The following is a 19,973-nucleotide window of genomic DNA, read 5'->3' as shown; positions in this document are numbered from 1 at the left end:
CGCGGCTTTTTCTCAGTAGTATTCAATACTGTTCTTAATGGTGTACTTGCGCTCAACGGCGGGCTTCACACTGTTGTCGGTGATCGTCAGATCGCAACTCACCGGATTATTGTGTCGATCGTAATCACAGCTCTGATTGACGTTGCCCAGCGGCTTGTCATTCAGCATGCTCACGGCGGAGTAATCCATTCTTTTGCGAAGATCTTTAGACGGCGTCGACTGGACGGATAAATGCTGGTCCCCGGAGACGGTGGTTTTCCCCAGCGGATAGCCATCCGCATCATAGCGGTACTTCACTTCCATCTCTTTGCCGTGCGCCGCCACCACAAACCCGTTATCGTCGGTATCCCACGTTACGCCCGCCGACGGCAATTCGGCCAGCTGGCATTTCCCCTGCAGTTTCACTTTTCGCTGCTGGGTTTCCGCATCAAGGTAGTAATTAGCATCCAGTACCAGCGCCACGCCGGTATTGGCCTCGAGGTCGTGCAGTTCGAGGGTATCGAAACACCCTTCCGTCGACATCGTACCGGTTACCCGTTTGGAGACTTCACCTTTGTCATTGAACAGTGTCTGGGTGAAGTCTTTTACCGGGCCGCGCAGAGGGTCAAAATCAAATTCATTGGAGAAGCTCGCCATCTCGGGCGTAAACGACAGCGGCGCGGAAGGGTTGTCGCACCCCACCAGTGTTGCTGCCAGTAGCGTTATCGCTGCGTAGTTCTTCACATCATTTACCGAATCAGGGAGAGTATTCCCGATCATATTAGCAAATACCGTTGTTCACACGATAGCAAAATGTCAGGCGAAAAGAGACGTACAATCAATGCATTAATCTCTCTTGCCCTCTGCAAAACCTCGCCAGAACGAGAAGGCGCTGTGCCTGCTGTTGAACAGGAAACACACCTGCTTTGAGCGCATGACGGATATTATGTGGCATATTAACAACATGAAAACGCCGGCAGATTGCGCCATCTAACTTTTTTCTTTGATATATTAAATGTTTACCATCCCCTTTCTTCCTCTATAAGGATGCGCTACCCTCACAAATGCGTTCGCGTCCAAAACCGCCTGGAATCTCTATGCTTTCTTTATTCATGAAAAAACGTAGGCAAAACGCTGATTTTTGATTGCTCATCAAAGGTTAAAAAATGAAAAAAACAATCCCTGAATATACGCCTGTTGACTTATCACGTTGGGCCAGAAAAGAACATTTCGAGGTATTTCAGTCCTTTGCTCAATCTACATTTAATCAAACTGTTCAAATAGACATCACCGCATTGCGCAAGGATATAAAAGAACTGGGCTGGAAATTTTATCCGACGATGATTTCCCTCCTTTCTAAAATCGTCAACAACCATTCGGAATTCCGTATGGCCATGAAGAACAATGAACTTGTCATATGGAATGAAATTCATCCAAGCTATACCATTTTCCATAATGAAACGGAGACCTTTTCTTCTTTATGGAGTCACTTCGATGGCAATATTGACCATTTCCAGAACGTTTATTCGGAAGATGTTGCTCGCTATGGTAATACCCTTTCTTATTGGCCGAAGGAAGAGTCGCGGGAAAATGTATTTTTCGTGTCGGCGATCCCCTGGTCAAGTTTTACCAGTTTTAATATCAACGTAGCCAATATGCAGAACTTTTTTGCCCCCATGTTCACGATGGGGAAATACGTCAACCAGGGTGGAAAAGTATTGTTGCCCCTCGCCGTGCAGGTCCATCATTCCGTGTGCGATGGTTTCCATGTGGCAAGATTGTTCAATGAGTTACAGGCGATGTGTGATGACTTACGGCATCACTCCGGCGAACGACAGGTGCAGAGCAAAACGCACCGCGCTTAGCGTCACGATGCCGGGCGGGTATAACCGCCCGCAGGACGTGTTGATGGAAATTGGGGAAAATGAGCGCAGGAAGCCTGTATAAGATTGTTCAGAAAGTTATCCCCAATAACAAAAGCTTACACGAACCCTGCTAAGCTTAACCGACACACAGAGAAAAGGAGCTACAGATGAAACGGTTACCCTGGATTACCGCCCTGCTGTTAATGAGCGCTTCTACAGCGGCTCTGGCTGCCCCGGATTCCTGCGAGCGCGTAAAAAGCGATATTCAGCAGAAAATCATCAATAACGGCGTGCCCGAGTCCGGCTTTACGTTAAATATTGTGCCAAACGATCAGGCTGACCAGCCGGATGCACAGGTAGTCGGTCATTGTGCGAACGATACTTTTAAAATTCTCTATACCCGCACCGGTAGCGGTGCCGCATCAGGGATGCAGGATAATGGTCAGGGCGAACCTCAGTGATTTTAATCACTTTCTCGCGGCCAATTCCCTTTGACTTGATGAGGATTAATATTTAATACCTCCAAATAAGTAACATTCACCCCATCATTAGCCCGATTGTAATCACGGTCGAAAATAATACGCAATTAAAATGATGGGGTGAGTTATGTCCGATGTCGAAAATCACGGCGGGATCAGCCGTCGAACGTTGGTTAAATCCACTGCAATAGGCTCTCTGGCACTTGCCGCCGGGGGGATTTCACTGCCTTTTGGCCTCAAAAGCGCCGCTGCCGCGGTACAAAACGCCGTAAAGCCCGCTGAAGACAAAGTGGTCTGGGGTGCCTGCTCGGTCAACTGCGGGAGCCGTTGTGCGCTGCGCCTTCACGTCCGTGATGAAGAAGTTTACTGGGTCGAAACGGATAACACCGGTGAGGATATTTATGGCAATCATCAGGTTCGCGCCTGCCTGCGCGGGCGTTCTATTCGCCGTCGGATTAATCACCCCGATCGTCTGAACTACCCCATGAAGCGCGTAGGGAAACGCGGTGAAGGAAAATTTGAGCGTATCTCATGGGATGAAGCCCTGGACACCCTTACCCGCAGCCTGAAAGATGTCGTCGAAAAATACGGCAACGAAGCGGTCTACATTAACTACTCCTCCGGCATTGTGGGCGGCAATATCACCCGCTCCTCCCCTTATGCTTCGCTGGTCGCGCGTCTGATGAACTGCTACGGCGGCTTTTTAAGCCACTATGGCACATACAGCACCGCGCAAATAGCCTGTGCAATGCCCTACACCTACGGCAGCAACGATGGCAACAGCACCTCAGATATTGAAAACACGAAGCTGGTGGTGATGTTCGGCAATAACCCGGCAGAGACGCGCATGAGTGGCGGCGGGATAACCTATTATCTCGAGCAGGCCCGCGAGCGCTCTCACGCGCGCATGATCGTCATCGATCCGCGGTATACCGACACCGCCGCCGGGCGCGAAGACGAGTGGATCCCGATTCGCCCGGGGACGGACGCCGCGCTGGTCGCAGGTATCGCCTGGGTACTGATCGACGAAAACCTTGTCGATCAGCCGTTCCTCGACACGTACTGCGTCGGCTATGACGAAAAAACGCTGCCGGAAGGTGCGCCTGCTAACGGGCATTACAAAGCGTATATTCTCGGTCAGGGTGATGATGGCATCGCCAAAACGCCGGAATGGGCCTCGCGCATCACAGGCATACCGGCCGATCGCATCATCAAGCTTGCACGGGAAATTGGCAGTACCAAACCGGCCTACATCTGTCAGGGCTGGGGCCCACAGCGCCAGGCCAACGGCGAGCTGACCTCCCGCGCCATTGCCATGTTGCCGATTTTGACCGGAAACGTCGGTATCAACGGCGGTAACAGCGGCGCACGTGAATCGACCTACACGATCACCATTGAGCGTATGCCACTGCCGGATAACCCGGTGAAAACGCAAATCTCATGCTTTAGCTGGACCGACGCCATCGCGCGCGGACCCGAAATGACCGCCCTGCGCGACGGCGTGCGGGGAAAAGAGAAGCTGGATGTGCCGATCAAATTCATCTGGAACTTCAAGGACTTGAAGCGGACCCTTAGTAGGCCTGAGGTCCTGCATTGAGTCAAGACCTTGTGTCATTCTTTGTGCCAGACTTGTGTCATTAGACGGGATGTCTAGACGGCTGGTCAGGACCCCCGGTGGCCTCGGTCTGGACTTGAGGTGGGCCTATGGGGGAAGTCTGCTGGCTTAATGTATTAGATGGTCATTCACATTTTTCTGTCAGAAACCATCGGTCCCACTGTGAGTCCAAACCTAAGGACCTAGAAGTCCACCCACAGCCTTAGACAGAGTGTCGAACACATCCACACCGAGTCGACCAGAGAGGACCATGTAGAGACCCACAGAGAGGAACACGAGTTTATAGACCAGAGTCAGGAGGGACTTCAGGTCTGCGGAAGTCATAGACATAAAGCCCCCCATCTGTTATGTTATATTATTACATTAACAACAGGTCCAGACCATTGGTCCAGACCATAGTTAGTTAATCACAGTGATAGCCCACCACCTGAAGTCCTGCTGATATTCAGTCCAGACTTACCTCTTACCCATTGGTCTTACGCTTCGGTCTTGGTGAACTTCAGGCGTTTGACTACAGGCAGGACGGCAGTAGCTGAGCCAGTGCCCATCTTGACGGTCGTAGCAGCTTCAGCGACAACGAACACTTTACCGAGGATTTCCAGAGAGTGAGACTGAGAGTCACCATCACGGGACAGGACCACCGTAATGTTTGCACCATCGTGACGGAAGCAACCGAAGCTCAGAGCCGTGAAGCGCTTAGCCATCATGAAGACGCCACGGTCTTCACCGTTGTAATAGGCGATGTCTGTCCCCAGCATATCGACGATAGCGTCTTCACCACCAAAGCCCTGCTTAGCAGCCAGACGAGAGAGAGCCTTGATGTGTGACTCATGGGCGATAATGCCATAGTCAGAAACCTCAGAACCGAAAGATGGCTCGGTGTTGTCATACAGAGCGTCCATGATAGCGTCTGCCTTAGCGGTCAGGCTACCAGTCAGGACAGGAAGCTCTACGGTCTTCAACAGTTTGGAGGACTCCAGAACGTCGACCATGCGAGCGTTGATGGTACGGACCACATTCTCACAGATGTTCATAGCGTCCTGCTGAAGTGTGCCCTGAGTGAATCCGGTGGATGACTTGGCGTCCCAGAGCTTGGTCTGCTCAGAGATGAGAATAGCCTGCTCGATTGGTTCGACCACGATTTCTTGTCCAGACGGAACGGTCACGACTTCAGGTCGCTTACCACCACGGACAGGAACGACCACAGAGCGATCAGCCAGAGTGTGAGCAATGATTGGAGTAGGCAGGCTATTGCGGGTAGGCAGGACTTCTACAGGGAACGGGATGTTCTCCTGAGCAGATTTCAGCACACCATTCAGCATTGTCTTAACCAGTTTAGCCAGCTCAAAGGCGTAGACCTGAGGGTCTGCGTTAGTTGGCAAACCTTCGTTAATCTGAATGTTGTCGGTGTCGGTGATACGTACTGGCTCAATGCCGAACTGGAAAGCGTCTTTAATCGTCATAATAATCAATCTCCTGAATTAGTTTGGATACTGTGGGTCCCGACATCGGGTCAGGACCACTTGTGTGTCTGTGTCTTAGAGGCTGTCCATCCAGTTGTCCGTGGACTCAATGTCAGCGACCATAGAAGCACGGGAGCGCCCAGCGGAATGGGTAGCACTGTGGAGGTGCTCACCATAGGTCCGGCGTTCAGCTTTGACCTGTTCACGGCGCTGTAGCTCTTTCTGCCACTCTGCATCAGTCATGTTCTCTTCACGCATACGCTCAGCCTGAATGCGCTGCTCTTTAGCAATACGCTCGGCTTCGACTCGCTTGTTCTGCTGGCGGCGACCATAGGCGGTCATCAGGTCATTACTGAAGAAGTTACCAATGGTCACGCCAGCTTCAGCCAGAGCTTCCAGTAACTCCATCGCCTCGCGGCTGGTGGACGGTAAGCCTGACAGGTAGCCCGGAATCAGGGTCTTAATCGCCAGAGACAGCGGATAGGACTGACCGTCCAGACTCACAGTATTTTCATAGGGATTGATGTCGGTGACTGATAGTTTCCAGTCGTTGTTGTTGAATAACATAAGGTAGTACTCCTATTGAGAAGGTGAGAACTATCGGTATCGCAGACACAGTTATGCCTACGGGTCTCCCCGCATCGGTCATTCTCAAAAGGTGTTTAAATTAAGGTGGTTTACCAGCAGGAAAACTTTTCCGTCTGGCTCAATGCGTCGAAACTTCGGTCAGCAGACGATAGGTTTATGCGGCGGTTTTTCTGCCCCATAAGGTTCAAGACTCCAGTTCACTAGCTGCGCTAGACTTCGCAAAGGCTCGGCGTAACTGATTGTCTAAATCACGGTCCACCAACATAGCTATCAGCTCGTCTCGACTGTAGTACGGGCGTTCGGGGTCTTCGACTCCAAGTCTCAGCAGGGACAGCAGATGACGTGTAGGCAGACCACGGTAACGAAGGGTCGCTTTGCCGATAGGTGTACGAGGGTCAATCATCTTAGAGTCCCTCCACTCGGGACGCCCAGACGCTCCCTGTAGGGATGAGACTCAGCGCCATACCTTTGGTCATGTGACCAGCTTTAACAGCCTTATACAGTCGCTCAGGCTTGCGTCCGTCCGCTTTGCTAAACAGGGTAGACATCTGGTGATGGGCGTAGTCTCGGTCAGCGTTAGAGTGTCGCTCCAGTAGCTCAGCTTCGGCGTGATAGCCCAGCTCAACCATCTTGTTAACGACAACGGTCTGGACTTCAGGCATTGCCAGAACAGCTTCAAAGGCAGCGTAGACCATGTCCTCGAAATCATGAGAGACCCATCCGGCATACTTCATGGTCACTTGCTTGTCAGCCAGAATATAATCATGACCCAGCTCATTACGAGCGGACCGCATTTTTTGCGGGACGGTAGAGAAACGCTTAGCGTCTTTGGTCCTCCACTCGGAGGGAGACTTCCCGCGATGCAGCTCCAGGGTCTTCCAGATTTCGGTCAGGTTCCACATCCCGTCCTCATTCGCTTTGAATGGTTGACCATCGATGTAGATGATGTGGTTAGCGTTAAGCTTTGACATATCGTTGTACTCCTTTTGTTATGTCTCCTGAAGTCACACCCTGAAAGCCTACTCAAGCCCCCAACGATAGGGAGACTCACAGGCAACAGGAGACATACAGAAAGACTTGAGGATTGATGAGGTCGTGTGAAAACCAGAGATGACCATAGCGGCTAATAAAAGGAAATTTTCCTCTTTTGAGGACTGCTCAGTTTTGAGCGCGTTAAGTTCTTCGACCATAGAGACGAAGGTTGCAGGCCGCATGTCAGGACGAGCTGTAAGGACTCCAGATGGTGAGCGGTGATAGACTTAAGCCAATGAGACGACTAAAGAACGCTAACGAGCTGGAGGTCGATACAGGAGGTCTGACAGAGGCGGACTGCTGGCCTTGCTTACTTAGGAGAAAGACTTAATGTCGGGAGAGCTTCCGCATAACTTGACGCATCAAGACCAGAGGCGGAATGTATGGTCTCCCGATAGTGAGGGTGTAATCTTTCTAACAGTGATAGTTAAGCCCTACCACTGGTCATACATACATACCCAACCGCAAGCAACGACCCAATGTATACAGGGTCCCGATGCTTGAAGTCTGGACTGTAGGTAGTAATAGGAATTGTGTTACCACAATCATAATAATGACTTTGGATGAGCCTAAGGTACTAACTTCAGTCTGCCTCCTTAGGTCTTAACTTAAGTCTAACCTTAAGTCGGCATCTATTGGTCTGCCCCCCTACCCCCCATCGCTGGTTGGTCTGGTCTCAGTGTCTGCCCGTTCTTCCTACTAGTGAGAGTTTATTACAGGCCAGAGCAGGCGCCGCTCTCAGCCTAATGACTCACAGTTGAATAAGGTCAGACTCAGCTACCGAATGTCGCTTACCATCGGCTGTTTGCCTGTACATTTGACCAGTAGCGCGGTTTAGTCGGACGTGAGCTGGCTTACCGCCAGTCAATACCTTACCGAGGACAGGTCCAGTCTGGTACTTGATGTCCGCAGCCTTCTGGTCCTTCTCCGTCCACTCGGTCCAACCATCAAAAGCAAACTCCTTGTGATGTTCTTGACGCAGCTCCTGAAGGAAGAGAATCAGGTCGGAGACTGAAGGCGACAACCGCGTGTAGTGTCGACCGCTAAGACGAAGCATAGCCCGATATTGGTCAGCTTTGGCGTAGTAGCTAATGCCCTTAGGCAAATAGTTCTGACGCTTACCGCCGTGACTATCTGCGTTCCATCGGTTCTCCTGATACGTGCAGACCCGTAGGTTGTCAGGATGGTCATTGAGACGATTACCGTCGATGTGGTCTACCACGTACCCGTCAGGGATGCGGCCTTTACACAGGCTGTAGATGACTCTGGAGCGACGATAGGTCTTACCCAGTACATTCACATTGGCGTAGCCTTGCTCACTTACAGCGAAACTCACAGGCTCTCCGGTTGCACGCCTGGATTTGCCGTAAGGTTTCTTAACTCGGAGTAGCTCCGGTATGGTTGAGTCGAAAGTTAGATAGTCGTACAGGCGAGTGCGGAAAGTGTCGGACTCGTAGCGTTTAGACATGTGATGTCCCTCCGTGGAAAGGTTAACGATGTGATTAGATTAAGTGTGGAAGACTTCCCGCATGGACGCTCCGCAAAGGACCAGAGGCGAGGCTGTGAGCTGGCGAGCAGCTAACGTTAATCTCCTGATAGTGAGGATGTAATCCATCCTACTGTGATAGTTAAGCCCCTCCTTATAGATTCCCTTGACAAAAGCATATAAATCATGCAGAGAGACCTAAGATGACTTTTATTTCAAACACTAAGCGAGTTCAACATGGCGACAATAATTGGGCTGGGTGTCATCCTGCTAGCGTTACTTGGGCATATATGGTCCCAGACAAAAAGAATAGAAAAGCTGGAATGGAACAACTGGCGGTTATCAGCAGAAAATGAAAAGCTGAAAAGTGAGCTTACCGCTAGGGACTAAGGGTCGCCCACCTTAACGACCCATCGCTTACCGCCCACTCAAGGACTACGGGGTCGACAACGCTACAGCCAGCGCATCAGCCAGACGTCCTACCGCGTGTCCCTTCCCGTACAGGTCGTAAGTGATTGACTGCGAGCTATGACCTAAGATGCCTTGAGCGTCCACCAGATTGACTCCACGCTCTTTCATACGGGTCGCCAGCCAATGCCTCAGACTATGAAGCGAGACGTTATCAGCGTCTGGCAGGGCCTCAGTCAGGACCCTTGAGTTAAACCAGTTAGAGTAGGCGCTCGGTGTCATCCCGAAGAGAGGACCATCATCAGGCTGAGCGTCTACCCACGACAGGAAGGACGTCAGGTCAAACCCATAAGCGCCATCGGTCAGCGGTACAAGTCGGACTGAATGCTTGTTCTTTACGGACTTCCCGTCCCCATCTTCATTAATGTCGATACAGACCAGTCCATTGTCCAAGGTTACAATGTCACGTTTAGTCAGGTGGCAGACCTCAGCAGACCGAGCACCAGTGACCACAGAGACCAGAGTCGCCCACCTGCGAGCCTCAGAGGTCGTGTGAGCGGTATGTCGTGTGAACTGATACTCAGCCTCTACCCGGACAAGAAGTCTCTCCAGCTCCTCGTCAGTGAATGCTCTACGCTTGGAGTCGATATCCTTGGTCAGCTTCATCCGTTCAATAGGGTTGCGGCCCTCAAGTTGCCCATTCATCAGGCCATAATCGAGACACATCTTCGCTTTGGTCAGCAGCTTGTTGATTGTCGATGGTCTCACCTCAGAAGCCAGCATAGCGTCCCTGACAGCCAGCCACTCAGAGCGAGACATCAGGTCCATGTCTTCAGGCAGGAACCGGGAGACAGTATTTAGTGAGGACGAGAGGTCCTTGTAGCTGGAGGACTTCAGGGTCTGGACCTTCTCAGCCAGCAGTGAGGACACAAGCTCAGAAAAACTACAGATAGCGACCTCAGGTTGGCGCTCCTGCGTGAATACTTCTGGGCTGACTCCCTGCTCGTTACTCAGAATTGCCATAGAGTCGCATATAGTTGAGTAATCCGTAGGGTTATTCATCACAATATCAATCAGGCCAGAGGTATCACCAGTGTCTACCCTCTGCTGTGCTGCGGTCAGGACTTCAAGCGCTAACCTTATGCCCTTCTGCTGGTCCAGACTCAGAGCCTGCGTAGCTGCTAGCTCCTTCAGGTTCGACTTCTCGTCCACCAGAGTAGCGACCTCAAGTCCATTCCAGTAGTCATCACTAGCGTCTGTCAGGAACTGCTCAGCCATAGACCGGAGGTGGTCCGTAAGCTCCTGTAGCGAGACTTCAGGTCTATCCAACATGAAGGCCTTAGCTGTGGCTGCAAGCTCTCTCTGACGCATTTTGGCTACTCTCCTGTCTGTGCTGCGGGTCGATACTGAAAGAAACGGTGTGGTCTGTCCCTTGAGTCTGAAGCGGATAGTATATCGACCATTGGCTCTACGGACTAACTGAGGCTTAGCTACGCCGAGTAGATTGATTTGTGTCAGCCTTGTGTCAGGACTTGAGGTGTAGACTTGCTGATACAGATAGGGAGACCCAGAGAAAGAACTGGATGAATACACAGTATTATCATGATTAATGTCAGTCATATCAGGACCTTAAGTAGCATTGAGTCAACTACTTCAAGTCCATCCATCCGTCTGACAATGGAGTCCATCTGGAACTACGCTGGCAACACCATCATCAACCAGCATTCCGACATCAACAAAACCCACGATATTCTGCAGGACGAGAGTAAATGCGAAACCATCGTGGTGATCGACAACTTTATGACCTCGTCGGCGAAATATGCTGACATCCTGCTACCCGATTTAATGACCGTTGAGCAGGAAGACATTATTCCTAACGATTATGCAGGCAACATGGGCTACCTGATTTTCCTTCAGCCCGTGACCGCGCCGAAATTTGAGCGCAAACCGATCTACTGGATCATGAGTGAAGTGGCGAAACGCCTCGGCCCGGATATTCATCAGCGATTTACCGAAGGACGTACCCAGGCGCAGTGGCTGCAGTATCTGTATGCCAAAATGCTCGAAAAAGATCCGCAGTTGCCGTCCTATGACGAACTGAAAGAGAGGGGTATTTATAAGCGTAAAGATCCGGCCGGGCACTTCGTGGCCTATAAAAAATTCCGCGATGATCCGCAGGCTTATCCGCTCAACACCCCCTCGGGCAAGATTGAAATTTACTCCAGCAAGCTGGCAGAGATTGCGGCTACCTGGGAGCTCGCCGACGACGAAACCATCAGCCCGCTGCCGGTCTATGCCTCGACCTTTGACGGCTGGGACGCCCCGGAACGTCATAAATTCCCGCTGCAGCTCTTCGGCTTCCACTTCAAAGCCCGCACCCACTCCAGCTACGGCAATGTCGACGTGCTGAAAGCCGCCTGCCGTCAGGAGGTCTGGCTTAACCCCGTGGACGCGGCGCAACGCGGCATCAAAAATGGCGATACGGTGCGCGTGTTTAACGATCGCGGCGAGGTACGCATCGAAGCCAAAGTCACACCACGCATCATGCCCGGCGTGAGCGCGATGGGCCAGGGAGCCTGGCATGACGCCAATATGAACGGCGATCGTGTCGACCACGGTTCATGCATCAACACCCTGACCACGCACCGCCCGTCACCGCTGGCCAAAGGTAACCCGCAGCACACCAATCTGGTGCAGATCGAGAAGGCGTAAGGAGTAAGTGATGACCACTCAGTATGGATTTTTTATTGATTCCAGCCGCTGCACCGGGTGCAAAACCTGCGAGCTCGCCTGCAAGGATTACAAAGATTTAACCCCGGACGCCAGCTTCCGCCGTATTTACGAATACGCGGGCGGTGACTGGCAGGAAGACAACGGTGTCTGGCACCAGAACGTGTTTGCCTACTACCTGTCGATTGCCTGCAACCACTGCGAAGACCCGGCCTGCACCAAGGTCTGCCCGAGCGGGGCGATGCACAAGCGTGACGACGGGTTCGTGGTAGTGGATGAAGATGTCTGCATCGGCTGTCGCTACTGCCACATGGCCTGTCCGTACGGTGCCCCGCAGTACAATGCCGCCAAAGGCCATATGACCAAGTGTGACGGCTGCCACACCCGCGTGGCAGACGGCAAAAAGCCGATCTGCGTGGAGTCCTGCCCACTGCGCGCGCTGGATTTCGGTCCTATCGACGAGTTGCGTAAAAAACATGGTCAGCTGGCGGCCGTCGCGCCGCTGCCGTCCGCGCACTTCACGAAGCCAAGCATCGTGATTAAACCTAACGCCAACAGCCGCCCGACAGGGGATACCACCGGCTACCTGGCAAACCCGAAAGAGGTGTGAGATGGGAAGTGGATGGCATGAATGGCCGCTGGTGATCTTCACCGTCTTCGGACAGTGCGTCGCCGGGGCATTGATCGTTATGGGGCTCGTCTGGCTTACTGAAAAAGACGACGCGGTGAAAACACGCCTTGTCCGCAGTATGTTCTTTCTGTGGCTGGTGATGGGCATCGGATTTTTGGCGTCCGTGCTGCACCTTGGCTCCCCGCTACGGGCCTTTAACTCGCTCAACCGCGTGGGTGCTTCGGCGCTCAGTAACGAAATTGCCGCGGGATCCATTTTCTTTGCCGTTGGCGGTTTCTGGTGGCTGGTATCCGTTATCGGTAAAATGCCCCCGGCACTGGGTAAAATCTGGCTGGTCGTTAGCCAGATCCTGGGCGTTGTCTTTGTCTGGGCGATGACCCGGGTTTATCAAATTGATACCGTACCGACCTGGTACACGGGTTACACCACGCTGGCCTTTTTCCTGACGCTGGTATTGGGAGGGCCGCTGTTTGCAGCCCTGTTGCTGCGCGTGGCAAACACGACATATAAAAGCACATTCGCGGCCTCTGTCAGCGTGCTGGCACTCCTGGCCTGCGTGGCGGTCATCGTGCTGCAGAGCAATGACCTGGCGACAATCCACAGTTCCGTTCAACAGGCGAGTGCCCTGCTGCCTGACTATGGCGCACTGCAAATCTGGCGTATCGTACTGCTTGCCGCCGGACTCGGCTGCTGGTTGTGCCCGCTGATGCGTCGGCAGGAGCCTAAAGCCCTCGCTCTTTTTGCAGGCGTGATACTGGTCGTCGTGGGTGAACTGATTGGCCGTGGTCTTTTCTATGGTCTGCACATGACCGCAGGTATGGCGATTGCGGGTTAACACAGTCGCGCGGGCTACTCCGCGCGAGCAAGGAAGGTAGTCATGAAAGAAGTCTCACAGCGTGATTCGTTCGCGTTCAGCGCCCGGGTACTGGGCGCGCTGTTTTATTTTGCTCCGGATAGCGAGCAGACTGCGCCGCTGGTGCAGGCGCTCACCGCAGGCGACTGGATTCAGGACTGGCCGCTGGCGCCGGAAACGCTGCAGCCCGTTGCAGATGCGTTCAAAACGCCATCCGATGAAGCGTTAAAAGATGCCTGGCAACGTCTGTTTATTGGCCCTTACGCACTGCCGTCACCGCCATGGGGTTCCGTCTGGCTGGATCGGGAATCCGTGCTCTTCGGCGACTCCACCCTCGCGCTGCGCCAGTGGATGCGTGAAAACAACATTGCCTTCGAGATGAAGCAGAACGAACCGGAAGATCACATCGGTACCCTGCTGTTACTGGCCGCGTGGCTGGCAGAAAATGGCCGCGACGCTGAACGCGACCAGCTTCTGGCGTGGCACCTGCTGCCGTGGAGTACCCGCTTCCTGTCCGTGTTTGTTGAAAACGCCGGGCACCCGTTCTACACCGCACTGGGCAAACTCGCACAGCTGACGCTCGCGGACTGGCAGGACACGTTAATTATTCCGGTCGCGGAAAAAACGCTCTACCGCTAACGCCAGCACCTGGCTTGCTCACCGCTTCCGGGCAAGCCAGGCTCTCCAGCCACCAAATTCCGTGATATCCCGTGCCCCCTCCAGGCCATACGCCTCGCAGATAAACCCGGTCAACCACCGTCCATCCTGCAGCTCGATTTTTCCCAGCCCCAGGGGTGCGGGGATCCCGGCGAGAAACGACCCCACTTCGCTGTGCGGTAGCTCCCAGACTTCGACCGCAATCCCGGCCCCCTGGTCTGCCACCCGAACCATTCCGGGACGTTTACCGTCCGCCAGCGCATACAGACGGTAATAAGGTGCGCTGGTGGTCGCGTCTACAAGGCGTGCTCCGCGCTCTCGTAACTGAACATTGAGCGCCAGACCGTCCATATGCGCACCGCAGACCACTATCCGCAGGCGGTCATGGGTTGCGGTGCAGGTCGGCGCGTCGTCCAGCATGGCACGATTGCCCGGTAACGTTAATTTTGTGTGACGTTGTAACGCATCAGCCAGACTGAGCAGATACTGATCGGTAAACGCGCGGCCAAACAGCGTGACGCCGGATGGCAGCCCATTGTTCATTTCACCGACCGGGACCGCTACGGCGGCATAGTCGAGCAGGTTCATAAAGTTGGTATAGATGCCCAGCGCCGAGTTGCTTTTAACCGGCTCATCGGCCAGCTCAGCCAGACTCACCGGGCGGGGATACGTCGGGATTAATACGCACTCCAGGTCGGCCATCATGGCATCGCACTCGGCTTTATACCGCTGGAGTTTGTACTGCGCGTCAAACGCCGCCACCGCAGTGGCTGCAGGCGCGTTTTGCAGGACATCACGGATAACCGGCAACACCGCGTCGGGCTGGCATTCAATCAGCGCACCCGCGAGGTGATAACGCTCGGCGACCCACGGGCCGTCATAGAGCAGTTTCGCGGCCGCCAGAAACGGTGCAAAGTTGAGAGTCACGGGCACGCCCCCCAGCGCGATAAGCCCCGTCTTCGCGCGGTGATACAGTGCCTCGCTTTCTGCACAGCCGAGAAACTCCAGCGTCTCCGGCACGCCAAAGCGAAAGCCCGCAGCAGGGACACCAAAAGCCTGCGGGCCGTTCCACGCCGGGTTGGACCGGCTGTATTCGTCACGCGGATCCTGTCGCGCCGTGAGTGCCAGCAGCTGGCTGGCCTCTGCTGCCGTCGCGGTGAAAAACGTGACGCAGTCCAGCGTGCGGCAGGCTGGCACAACCCCAGCCGTAGAGATGAGTCCTTTGGTTGCTTTGAGGCCGACCAGATTATTCAGCGAGGCCGGTACGCGCCCGCTGCCGGCCGTGTCCGTTCCCAGCGCGAAGCTCGCCAGACCCAGGGCGACCGCCAGCGACGACCCCGCTCTGGAGCCACCGGACGGGTAATCCGGATGAACGCTGTTACAACATGGGCCATACGGCGAGCGCGTACCGTTTAAGCCGGTTGCGAACTGATCGAGGTTAGTTTTCCCCAGAGGAATCGCCCCCAGCGCAATCAGCTGCGAAACTATCGTTGCATCCTGCTCTGCCCGATACGCAAATGCCGGACAGGCGGCGGTGGTGTCGATACCCGCCAGATCGATATTGTCTTTGATGGCAAAGGGCACGCCGAACAGCGGCAGCGCGTGCGGCGCTACGCCCTCCAGCGCGGCGAGGTACGGCTCCAGCTCTTCAGGGGTGAGCAGATAAATAAAAGCGTTAAATGACGGGTTCAGCGCCAGCGCGCGCTCGCGTAATGCCGTTATCACCTCACGCGGGACGATCTGGCCTTCACGGTATGCCTCTGCCAGCACAGAGAGACGTAAATCATAAAGAGGCTTCATGCTGTTTTCTCCAGAACGACCACGCACTGGCCCGCCCGCACCGACGACCCCGGCTGGACACGGACCTGACTGACCACGCCGTCCTGAGTGGCAACTAACGGGATTTCCATTTTCATCGACTCCAGCACCACCAGCACATCGCCTTCGCGCACGGTGTTGCCGACCTCAACGTTCACCTGCCACAGGTTGCCGGCAACCGGGCTTTCAACACCGGATTCTCCCGACCGTAACGGCGCGTCGTCACCGTCATCCGTCAGTTCATCGCTACTGTCAAAATGCGCCTGCCCGCCCGCTATCCAGCGCTCACGCTCGGCGTTAAACGCCGCCTGCTGATGCGTACGGAATGCCTCAATCTCAGGTGCTTCGTCAGCCAGAAACTGCTGATACTCCGCCAGTTTCAGCGTGGTGTGTTCAATACGCAGCGGATAACGCCCCAGCGGGAAATCCCGGCGGATATTTTGTAACTCCCCGGCAGAAACCGGATAAAAGCGAATTTGATCGAAGAAACGCAGCAGCCAGGGCTTGCCGCCGAAATCCTCTACCGTGCGATAGCGATTCCACATCTGCAGGGTTCGCCCCACAAACTGATACCCGCCCGGCCCTTCCATACCGTAGATGCAGAGGTATGCCCCGCCAATGCCCACCGAGTTCTCCGCCGTCCAGGTACGCGCCGGGTTGTATTTGGTGGTCACCAGACGGTGTCGCGGGTCGAGCGGCGTGGCCACCGGCGCGCCGAGGTAGACATCCCCCAGCCCCATCACCAGATAACGGGCGTCGAACACCGTTTTATACACTTCATCAATGTTAGCCAGATCGTTTATGCGACGGATAAACTCCAGGTTGCTCGGGCACCACGGCGCATCGCGGCGCACGGTGGTCATGTATTTGTCGATGGCTTTCTGACACGCCGGATCGTCCCAGGAGAGCGGCAGCCAGACGATGCGCGACGGCACGTCCAGCGAGTCCTGGTCACAAACGCCCTGCCACAGCCCGGCGATCACCTCCAGCAGGCTATCCAGGCGCAGCGTTTCCGGCTGATAATGAATTTGCAGGGAGCGGATCCCCGGCGTGAGATCGATAACGCCTTTCAGCGCCCGGTCCTCCAGCGCCTGCATCAGCGCGTGGCCGCGAAAACGCAGCACCAGATCCAGCTCAGGCTCGCCAATCTCCAGCAGCAGATGGGTATCACCCGACACTCTCGCCACCAGACGTTTATCGGCAGTCCCCTGCGTCAGCACAATCGGTGAGTCCAGAACGGCAGGTTGCCACGTGACAGGTTGCGGGGTCAGGCTGGCGATTTGGCGCTCCTGCGCCTGCGCCAGCCGTCGCGCGGTGTCAATATCCACCGGCACAAAGCGAACGTAATCTCCCGCCTTCAGTTGCCCTACCGCGTGCAGATCGGCCTCGATGATGGTGACCGGACAGACAAACCCGCCCAGGCTTGGGCCATCCGGGCCGAGGATCACCGGCATATCGCCGGTAAAATCCACCGCGCCGATGGCATACGGATTGTCATGAATGTTCGACGGATGCAGGCCCGCCTCGCCGCCGCTGTCGCGAACCCATTCCGGTTTCGGGCCAATCAGGCGTACCCCCGTCCGGCTGGAGTTGAAATGCACTTCCCATTCGGTGGCGAAAAACGTCGCGATGTAATCCGGCGTGAAATACTCCGGTGCACCGTGCGGGCCGTAAATCACCCGCAGTTCGCGCACCGCGTCCAGCCTCGTGTGCAGCGCCTGCGGCAGCGGCGCGTCCGCTACCGGCTCGGTTAACGGGGCCAGGTGCAAAATGTCACCTGTGCGGAGCGCCCGTCCGGCGTGCCCCCCGAACTGCCCCAGCGTGAAGGTGCTTTTACTGCCCAGATATTCCGGCACGTTAAACCCGCCGCGCAGGCAAAGATAGCTGCGCACGCCCGCACAGCGGACCTCTCCCATACGCAGCGTCATGCCCGCACGTACGCGAAAAACGTGATTATTGGCCAGCGGTTCACCGTCCAGCGTGAGCGCAATTTCAGCGCCCGTCACCACCAGCTGCGCATCGCAGTTGAATTTCAGCGTCGGGCCGCTGAGGGTGATCTCAAGCGCGGCGGCATCGTCTTTATTGCCCAGCAGACGGTTACCCAGACGCAGCGCCAGGCTGTCCATTGGCCCGGATGGCGGAACGCCAACCGCCCAGTAACCTGTGCGTCCCGGGTAATCCTGCACCGTGGTCTGCGTACCGGCGCTGAGCACCTCCAGCGTGGATGCCTGGTACATCAGGTGCTCAAGACAGCGGGTCCAGGGCTCACCTGCGGCAAACGGCGCGAAGGTCAGGATCTGCTGCAGATAACTGCGGTTGGTTTCAACGCCATAAAGACGGGTCTCCCCCAGCGCGGTATGCAGCACGCGGATAGCGGCTTCGCGTGTCGGCTGCCAGGCGATCATTTTGGCTAACATGGGGTCAAAAAACGGCGGGACTTCGCATCCGGCCTCAACCCAGCTGTCGATGCGCAACGTAACGCGGTCATCGGGCGGGAAAGCCACGTCGGTGAGCAGTCCCGGTGAAGGCTGGAACTGGCGGCCCGGGTTCTCGGCATAGATCCTGGCCTGAATGGCATGCCCCTCCGGTTTCAGGGTGTCACGCAGTGTCGCCAGTGGCGGCAACGTTCCGGCGGCAAGTTCGATCATCCAGCGCACCAGATCCACGCCCCACACCTGTTCGGTCACGCCGTGCTCCACCTGCAAACGGGTATTCACCTCAAGGAAGTAAAAGCGGGCGGCGTCGCTGTCATAGACGAATTCAACGGTGCCCGCGCTGCGGTAGTTGACCGCTTTACCCAGCGTTATCGCCGCCTCGCACAATGCCTGCGCCATGCCCACCGGCAGGTTTGGCGCGGGCGTCTCCTCCAGCACTTTCTGGTTACGCCGCTGCACAGAGCAGTCGCGCACGCCGAGGGCAATCACCTCACCCTTGCCGTCGCCAAACAGCTGTACTTCCAGATGACGCGCCCGCTCAATGTACTTTTCGATAAAGACACCCGCGTCGCTGAAGTTATTTTTCCCCAGACGCACTACCGCATCGAACGCGTCACGCAGCTCTTCTGCGTCATAGCAGACGCGCATACCGATGCCGCCGCCTCCCGCTGTGCTTTTCAGCATCACCGGATATCCCACCCCGGCGGCAGCGTTGACGGCCTGGTTAACATCGGCCAGCAGGTCGGTGCCCTCCAGCATCGGAACACCGTGCGTTTTCGCCAGCGCGCGAGCGGTATGTTTTAGCCCAAACAGACGCAGCTGTTCCGGCGTGGGGCCCACAAAGGCAATCCCCGCGGCGTCACACGCTTCGGCGAACGCGGCGTTTTCCGAGAGAAAGCCGTACCCCGGATGAATGGCCTGTGCCCCGCTGGCTTTCGCGGCGGCGATGATCTTCGTGCTATCCAGATAGGTATTCGCCGCCGGGCCATCGCCCAGACTCAGCGCTTCATCGGCCTCGCGAATATGCAGGCTGCTGATATCCGCCTCGGAATAGACTGCCACACCACGGATTTTCATGGTGCGCAGGGTGCGTAAAATGCGGCAGGCTATCGCCCCGCGGTTCGCAATCAGGAGTGTCGTCAACATAGGTCAGACTCAATCGTGGCGGGTCGTCCCGCCGAAAATCGGCTCACCCATGGTCGTCCATGGGGGAAAAAGCGGTTACGGCAGAATGCGTCCGGCACGAACTTCAAACAGGCGGTACAGCGCCTGGCGCAGTCGCTGCCAGCGGGTGGGCGTCAGTTCCATACCAGCACCTCAGCAGGCGTTGGGTTCCAGCCGTTGCAGGGGTTATTCAGCTGTGGACAGTTGGAGATCAAGACAATGACGTTGCACTCGGCGCGCAGGTCGACGTATTTCCCCGGCGCGGAGATGCCATCTTCAAACGTCAGCCCGCCCTCTGGCGTCACCGGCACGTTCATAAAGAAATTGATGTTGGCCGTGATGTCGCGTTTTTGCAGACGGCCATCGTGCAGACAGGCGCAGAGGAAGTTATCGCGACAGCTGTGCATATGGCGTGTATCGAGGGCGTATCGCACGGTGTTGCTCTCCTGGGCGCAGGCCCCGCCGAGGGTATCGTGACGCCCGCAGGTATCGTCGATAATGGTGAGCAGGGGGTTACCGAGGCTGGAGTACAGGACGCTGCCCCGCGTGAGATAGGCGTTGTTCTGACGGCGCAATGTGCGCTGTGCATCGTAACGTTCACGCGGGTTATCGGCATTGTAGAACAGCGTGTCGACCGCCTGGTTACCTTCCAGGTCGAGCAGGCGCAACGTCTGCCCTTGTTTCACCTCGAACAGGTACGGTTCACCTGCCGGGATCACGTGGCGAAATACCGCGTCTTGCACATGCTTTTCAGAGATCATGGTCATTTT

The 19,973-nt window shown here is 55.4% G+C and carries 15 protein-coding genes and 2 pseudogenes; 7 read left to right on the top strand and 10 right to left on the bottom strand.

Translation table 11 applies throughout. From position 1 onward, the window contains the following. Window positions 1–12: 12 nt before the first annotated feature. Window positions 13–759, bottom strand: coding sequence for a YnfC family lipoprotein (locus tag HV340_RS10145; protein WP_032670404.1), 747 nt, complete (start codon window positions 757–759; stop codon window positions 13–15). Window positions 760–1,145: 386 nt separating this feature from the next. Here HV340_RS10145 and catA point away from each other — a divergent pair, with 386 nt between their 5' ends. The 3 genes and pseudogenes from catA to HV340_RS10130 all read left to right on the top strand — a co-directional run. Continuing rightward, window positions 1,146–1,844 carry a type A chloramphenicol O-acetyltransferase gene (gene catA, locus HV340_RS10140; RefSeq protein WP_063925016.1) on the top strand — a complete coding sequence of 233 codons (699 nt, stop codon included), beginning with the start codon at window positions 1,146–1,148 and terminating at the stop codon, window positions 1,842–1,844. A 167-nt stretch (window positions 1,845–2,011) separates the two neighbouring features. Then, the gene (locus HV340_RS10135) at window positions 2,012–2,305 is read left to right on the top strand and encodes a DUF1161 domain-containing protein (protein WP_014169881.1); all 294 of its coding nucleotides are present in this window, start codon (window positions 2,012–2,014) and stop codon (window positions 2,303–2,305) included. Window positions 2,306–2,450: 145 nt separating this feature from the next. After that, a pseudogene (locus HV340_RS10130) lies at window positions 2,451–3,875 on the top strand (molybdopterin-dependent oxidoreductase); the annotation flags it as partial. Window positions 3,876–4,414: 539 nt separating this feature from the next. Here the strand turns inward: HV340_RS10130 and HV340_RS10125 are convergent. The 6 genes from HV340_RS10125 to HV340_RS10105 all read right to left on the bottom strand — a co-directional run bounded on the left by HV340_RS10125 (window position 4,415) and on the right by HV340_RS10105 (window position 10,535). Then, window positions 4,415–5,404, bottom strand: a complete 990-nt coding sequence (locus HV340_RS10125; protein ID WP_181216549.1) for a hypothetical protein — start codon at window positions 5,402–5,404, stop codon at window positions 4,415–4,417. Window positions 5,405–5,476: 72 nt separating this feature from the next. After that, window positions 5,477–5,968, bottom strand: a complete 492-nt coding sequence (locus HV340_RS10120) for a hypothetical protein (RefSeq protein ID WP_097743065.1) — start codon at window positions 5,966–5,968, stop codon at window positions 5,477–5,479. A gap of 205 nt (window positions 5,969–6,173) precedes the next feature. Then, window positions 6,174–6,392 (bottom strand): hypothetical protein, encoded by a 219-nt coding sequence (locus tag HV340_RS24445; RefSeq protein ID WP_024184170.1) that lies wholly within the window; start codon window positions 6,390–6,392, stop codon window positions 6,174–6,176. 1 nt (window position 6,393) lies between these two features. Then, complete coding sequence (locus HV340_RS10115) at window positions 6,394–6,960, bottom strand: hypothetical protein (RefSeq protein WP_079934165.1); 567 nt, start codon at window positions 6,958–6,960, stop codon at window positions 6,394–6,396. Window positions 6,961–7,772: 812 nt separating this feature from the next. Continuing rightward, the gene (locus HV340_RS10110) at window positions 7,773–8,489 is read right to left on the bottom strand and encodes an HNH endonuclease (RefSeq protein WP_052686864.1); all 717 of its coding nucleotides are present in this window, start codon (window positions 8,487–8,489) and stop codon (window positions 7,773–7,775) included. Window positions 8,490–8,942: 453 nt separating this feature from the next. Then, entirely contained in the window at window positions 8,943–10,535 is a 1,593-nt protein-coding gene (locus HV340_RS10105; protein ID WP_181216496.1) for a site-specific integrase, read from the bottom strand. A gap of 57 nt (window positions 10,536–10,592) precedes the next feature. Here HV340_RS10105 and HV340_RS10100 point away from each other — a divergent pair. From HV340_RS10100 to dmsD, 4 genes and pseudogenes are all read left to right on the top strand, one after another. Continuing rightward, window positions 10,593–11,627 (top strand): annotated as a pseudogene (locus HV340_RS10100) (molybdopterin dinucleotide binding domain-containing protein); the annotation flags it as partial. Between the two features lie 10 nt (window positions 11,628–11,637). Then, the gene (locus tag HV340_RS10095) at window positions 11,638–12,255 is read left to right on the top strand and encodes a DMSO/selenate family reductase complex B subunit (protein WP_063925018.1); all 618 of its coding nucleotides are present in this window, start codon (window positions 11,638–11,640) and stop codon (window positions 12,253–12,255) included. A 1-nt stretch (window position 12,256) separates the two neighbouring features. Continuing rightward, window positions 12,257–13,111 (top strand): dimethyl sulfoxide reductase anchor subunit family protein, encoded by an 855-nt coding sequence (locus tag HV340_RS10090; RefSeq protein ID WP_020884269.1) that lies wholly within the window; start codon window positions 12,257–12,259, stop codon window positions 13,109–13,111. Window positions 13,112–13,153: 42 nt separating this feature from the next. Continuing rightward, window positions 13,154–13,768: a Tat proofreading chaperone DmsD gene (dmsD, locus tag HV340_RS10085; RefSeq protein ID WP_020884270.1), complete on the top strand. Its 615-nt coding sequence runs from the start codon at window positions 13,154–13,156 to the stop codon at window positions 13,766–13,768. An 18-nt stretch (window positions 13,769–13,786) separates the two neighbouring features. Here dmsD and atzF read toward each other — a convergent pair whose 3' ends face one another. From atzF to HV340_RS10070, 3 genes are all read right to left on the bottom strand, one after another. Further along, window positions 13,787–15,586 carry an allophanate hydrolase gene (gene atzF, locus HV340_RS10080; RefSeq protein WP_181216494.1) on the bottom strand — a complete coding sequence of 600 codons (1,800 nt, stop codon included), beginning with the start codon at window positions 15,584–15,586 and terminating at the stop codon, window positions 13,787–13,789. After that, window positions 15,583–19,185 carry an urea carboxylase gene (gene uca / locus HV340_RS10075; RefSeq protein ID WP_181216493.1) on the bottom strand — a complete coding sequence of 1,201 codons (3,603 nt, stop codon included), beginning with the start codon at window positions 19,183–19,185 and terminating at the stop codon, window positions 15,583–15,585. Before uca ends, atzF begins: the two co-directional genes overlap by 4 nt. Window positions 19,186–19,337: 152 nt before the next feature. Beyond that, window positions 19,338–19,970: an urea amidolyase associated protein UAAP2 gene (locus tag HV340_RS10070; RefSeq protein WP_063925021.1), complete on the bottom strand. Its 633-nt coding sequence runs from the start codon at window positions 19,968–19,970 to the stop codon at window positions 19,338–19,340. Window positions 19,971–19,973 lie beyond the last annotated feature (3 nt).

Origin of the sequence: Enterobacter sp. RHBSTW-00975 (assembly GCF_013615235.1) — a bacterium.
GTDB classification, from domain to species: Bacteria; Pseudomonadota; Gammaproteobacteria; order Enterobacterales; family Enterobacteriaceae; genus Enterobacter; species Enterobacter ludwigii.
Note: the sequence above shows the minus strand (reverse complement) of the source record. Positions and strands in the feature narration are given on the sequence as shown.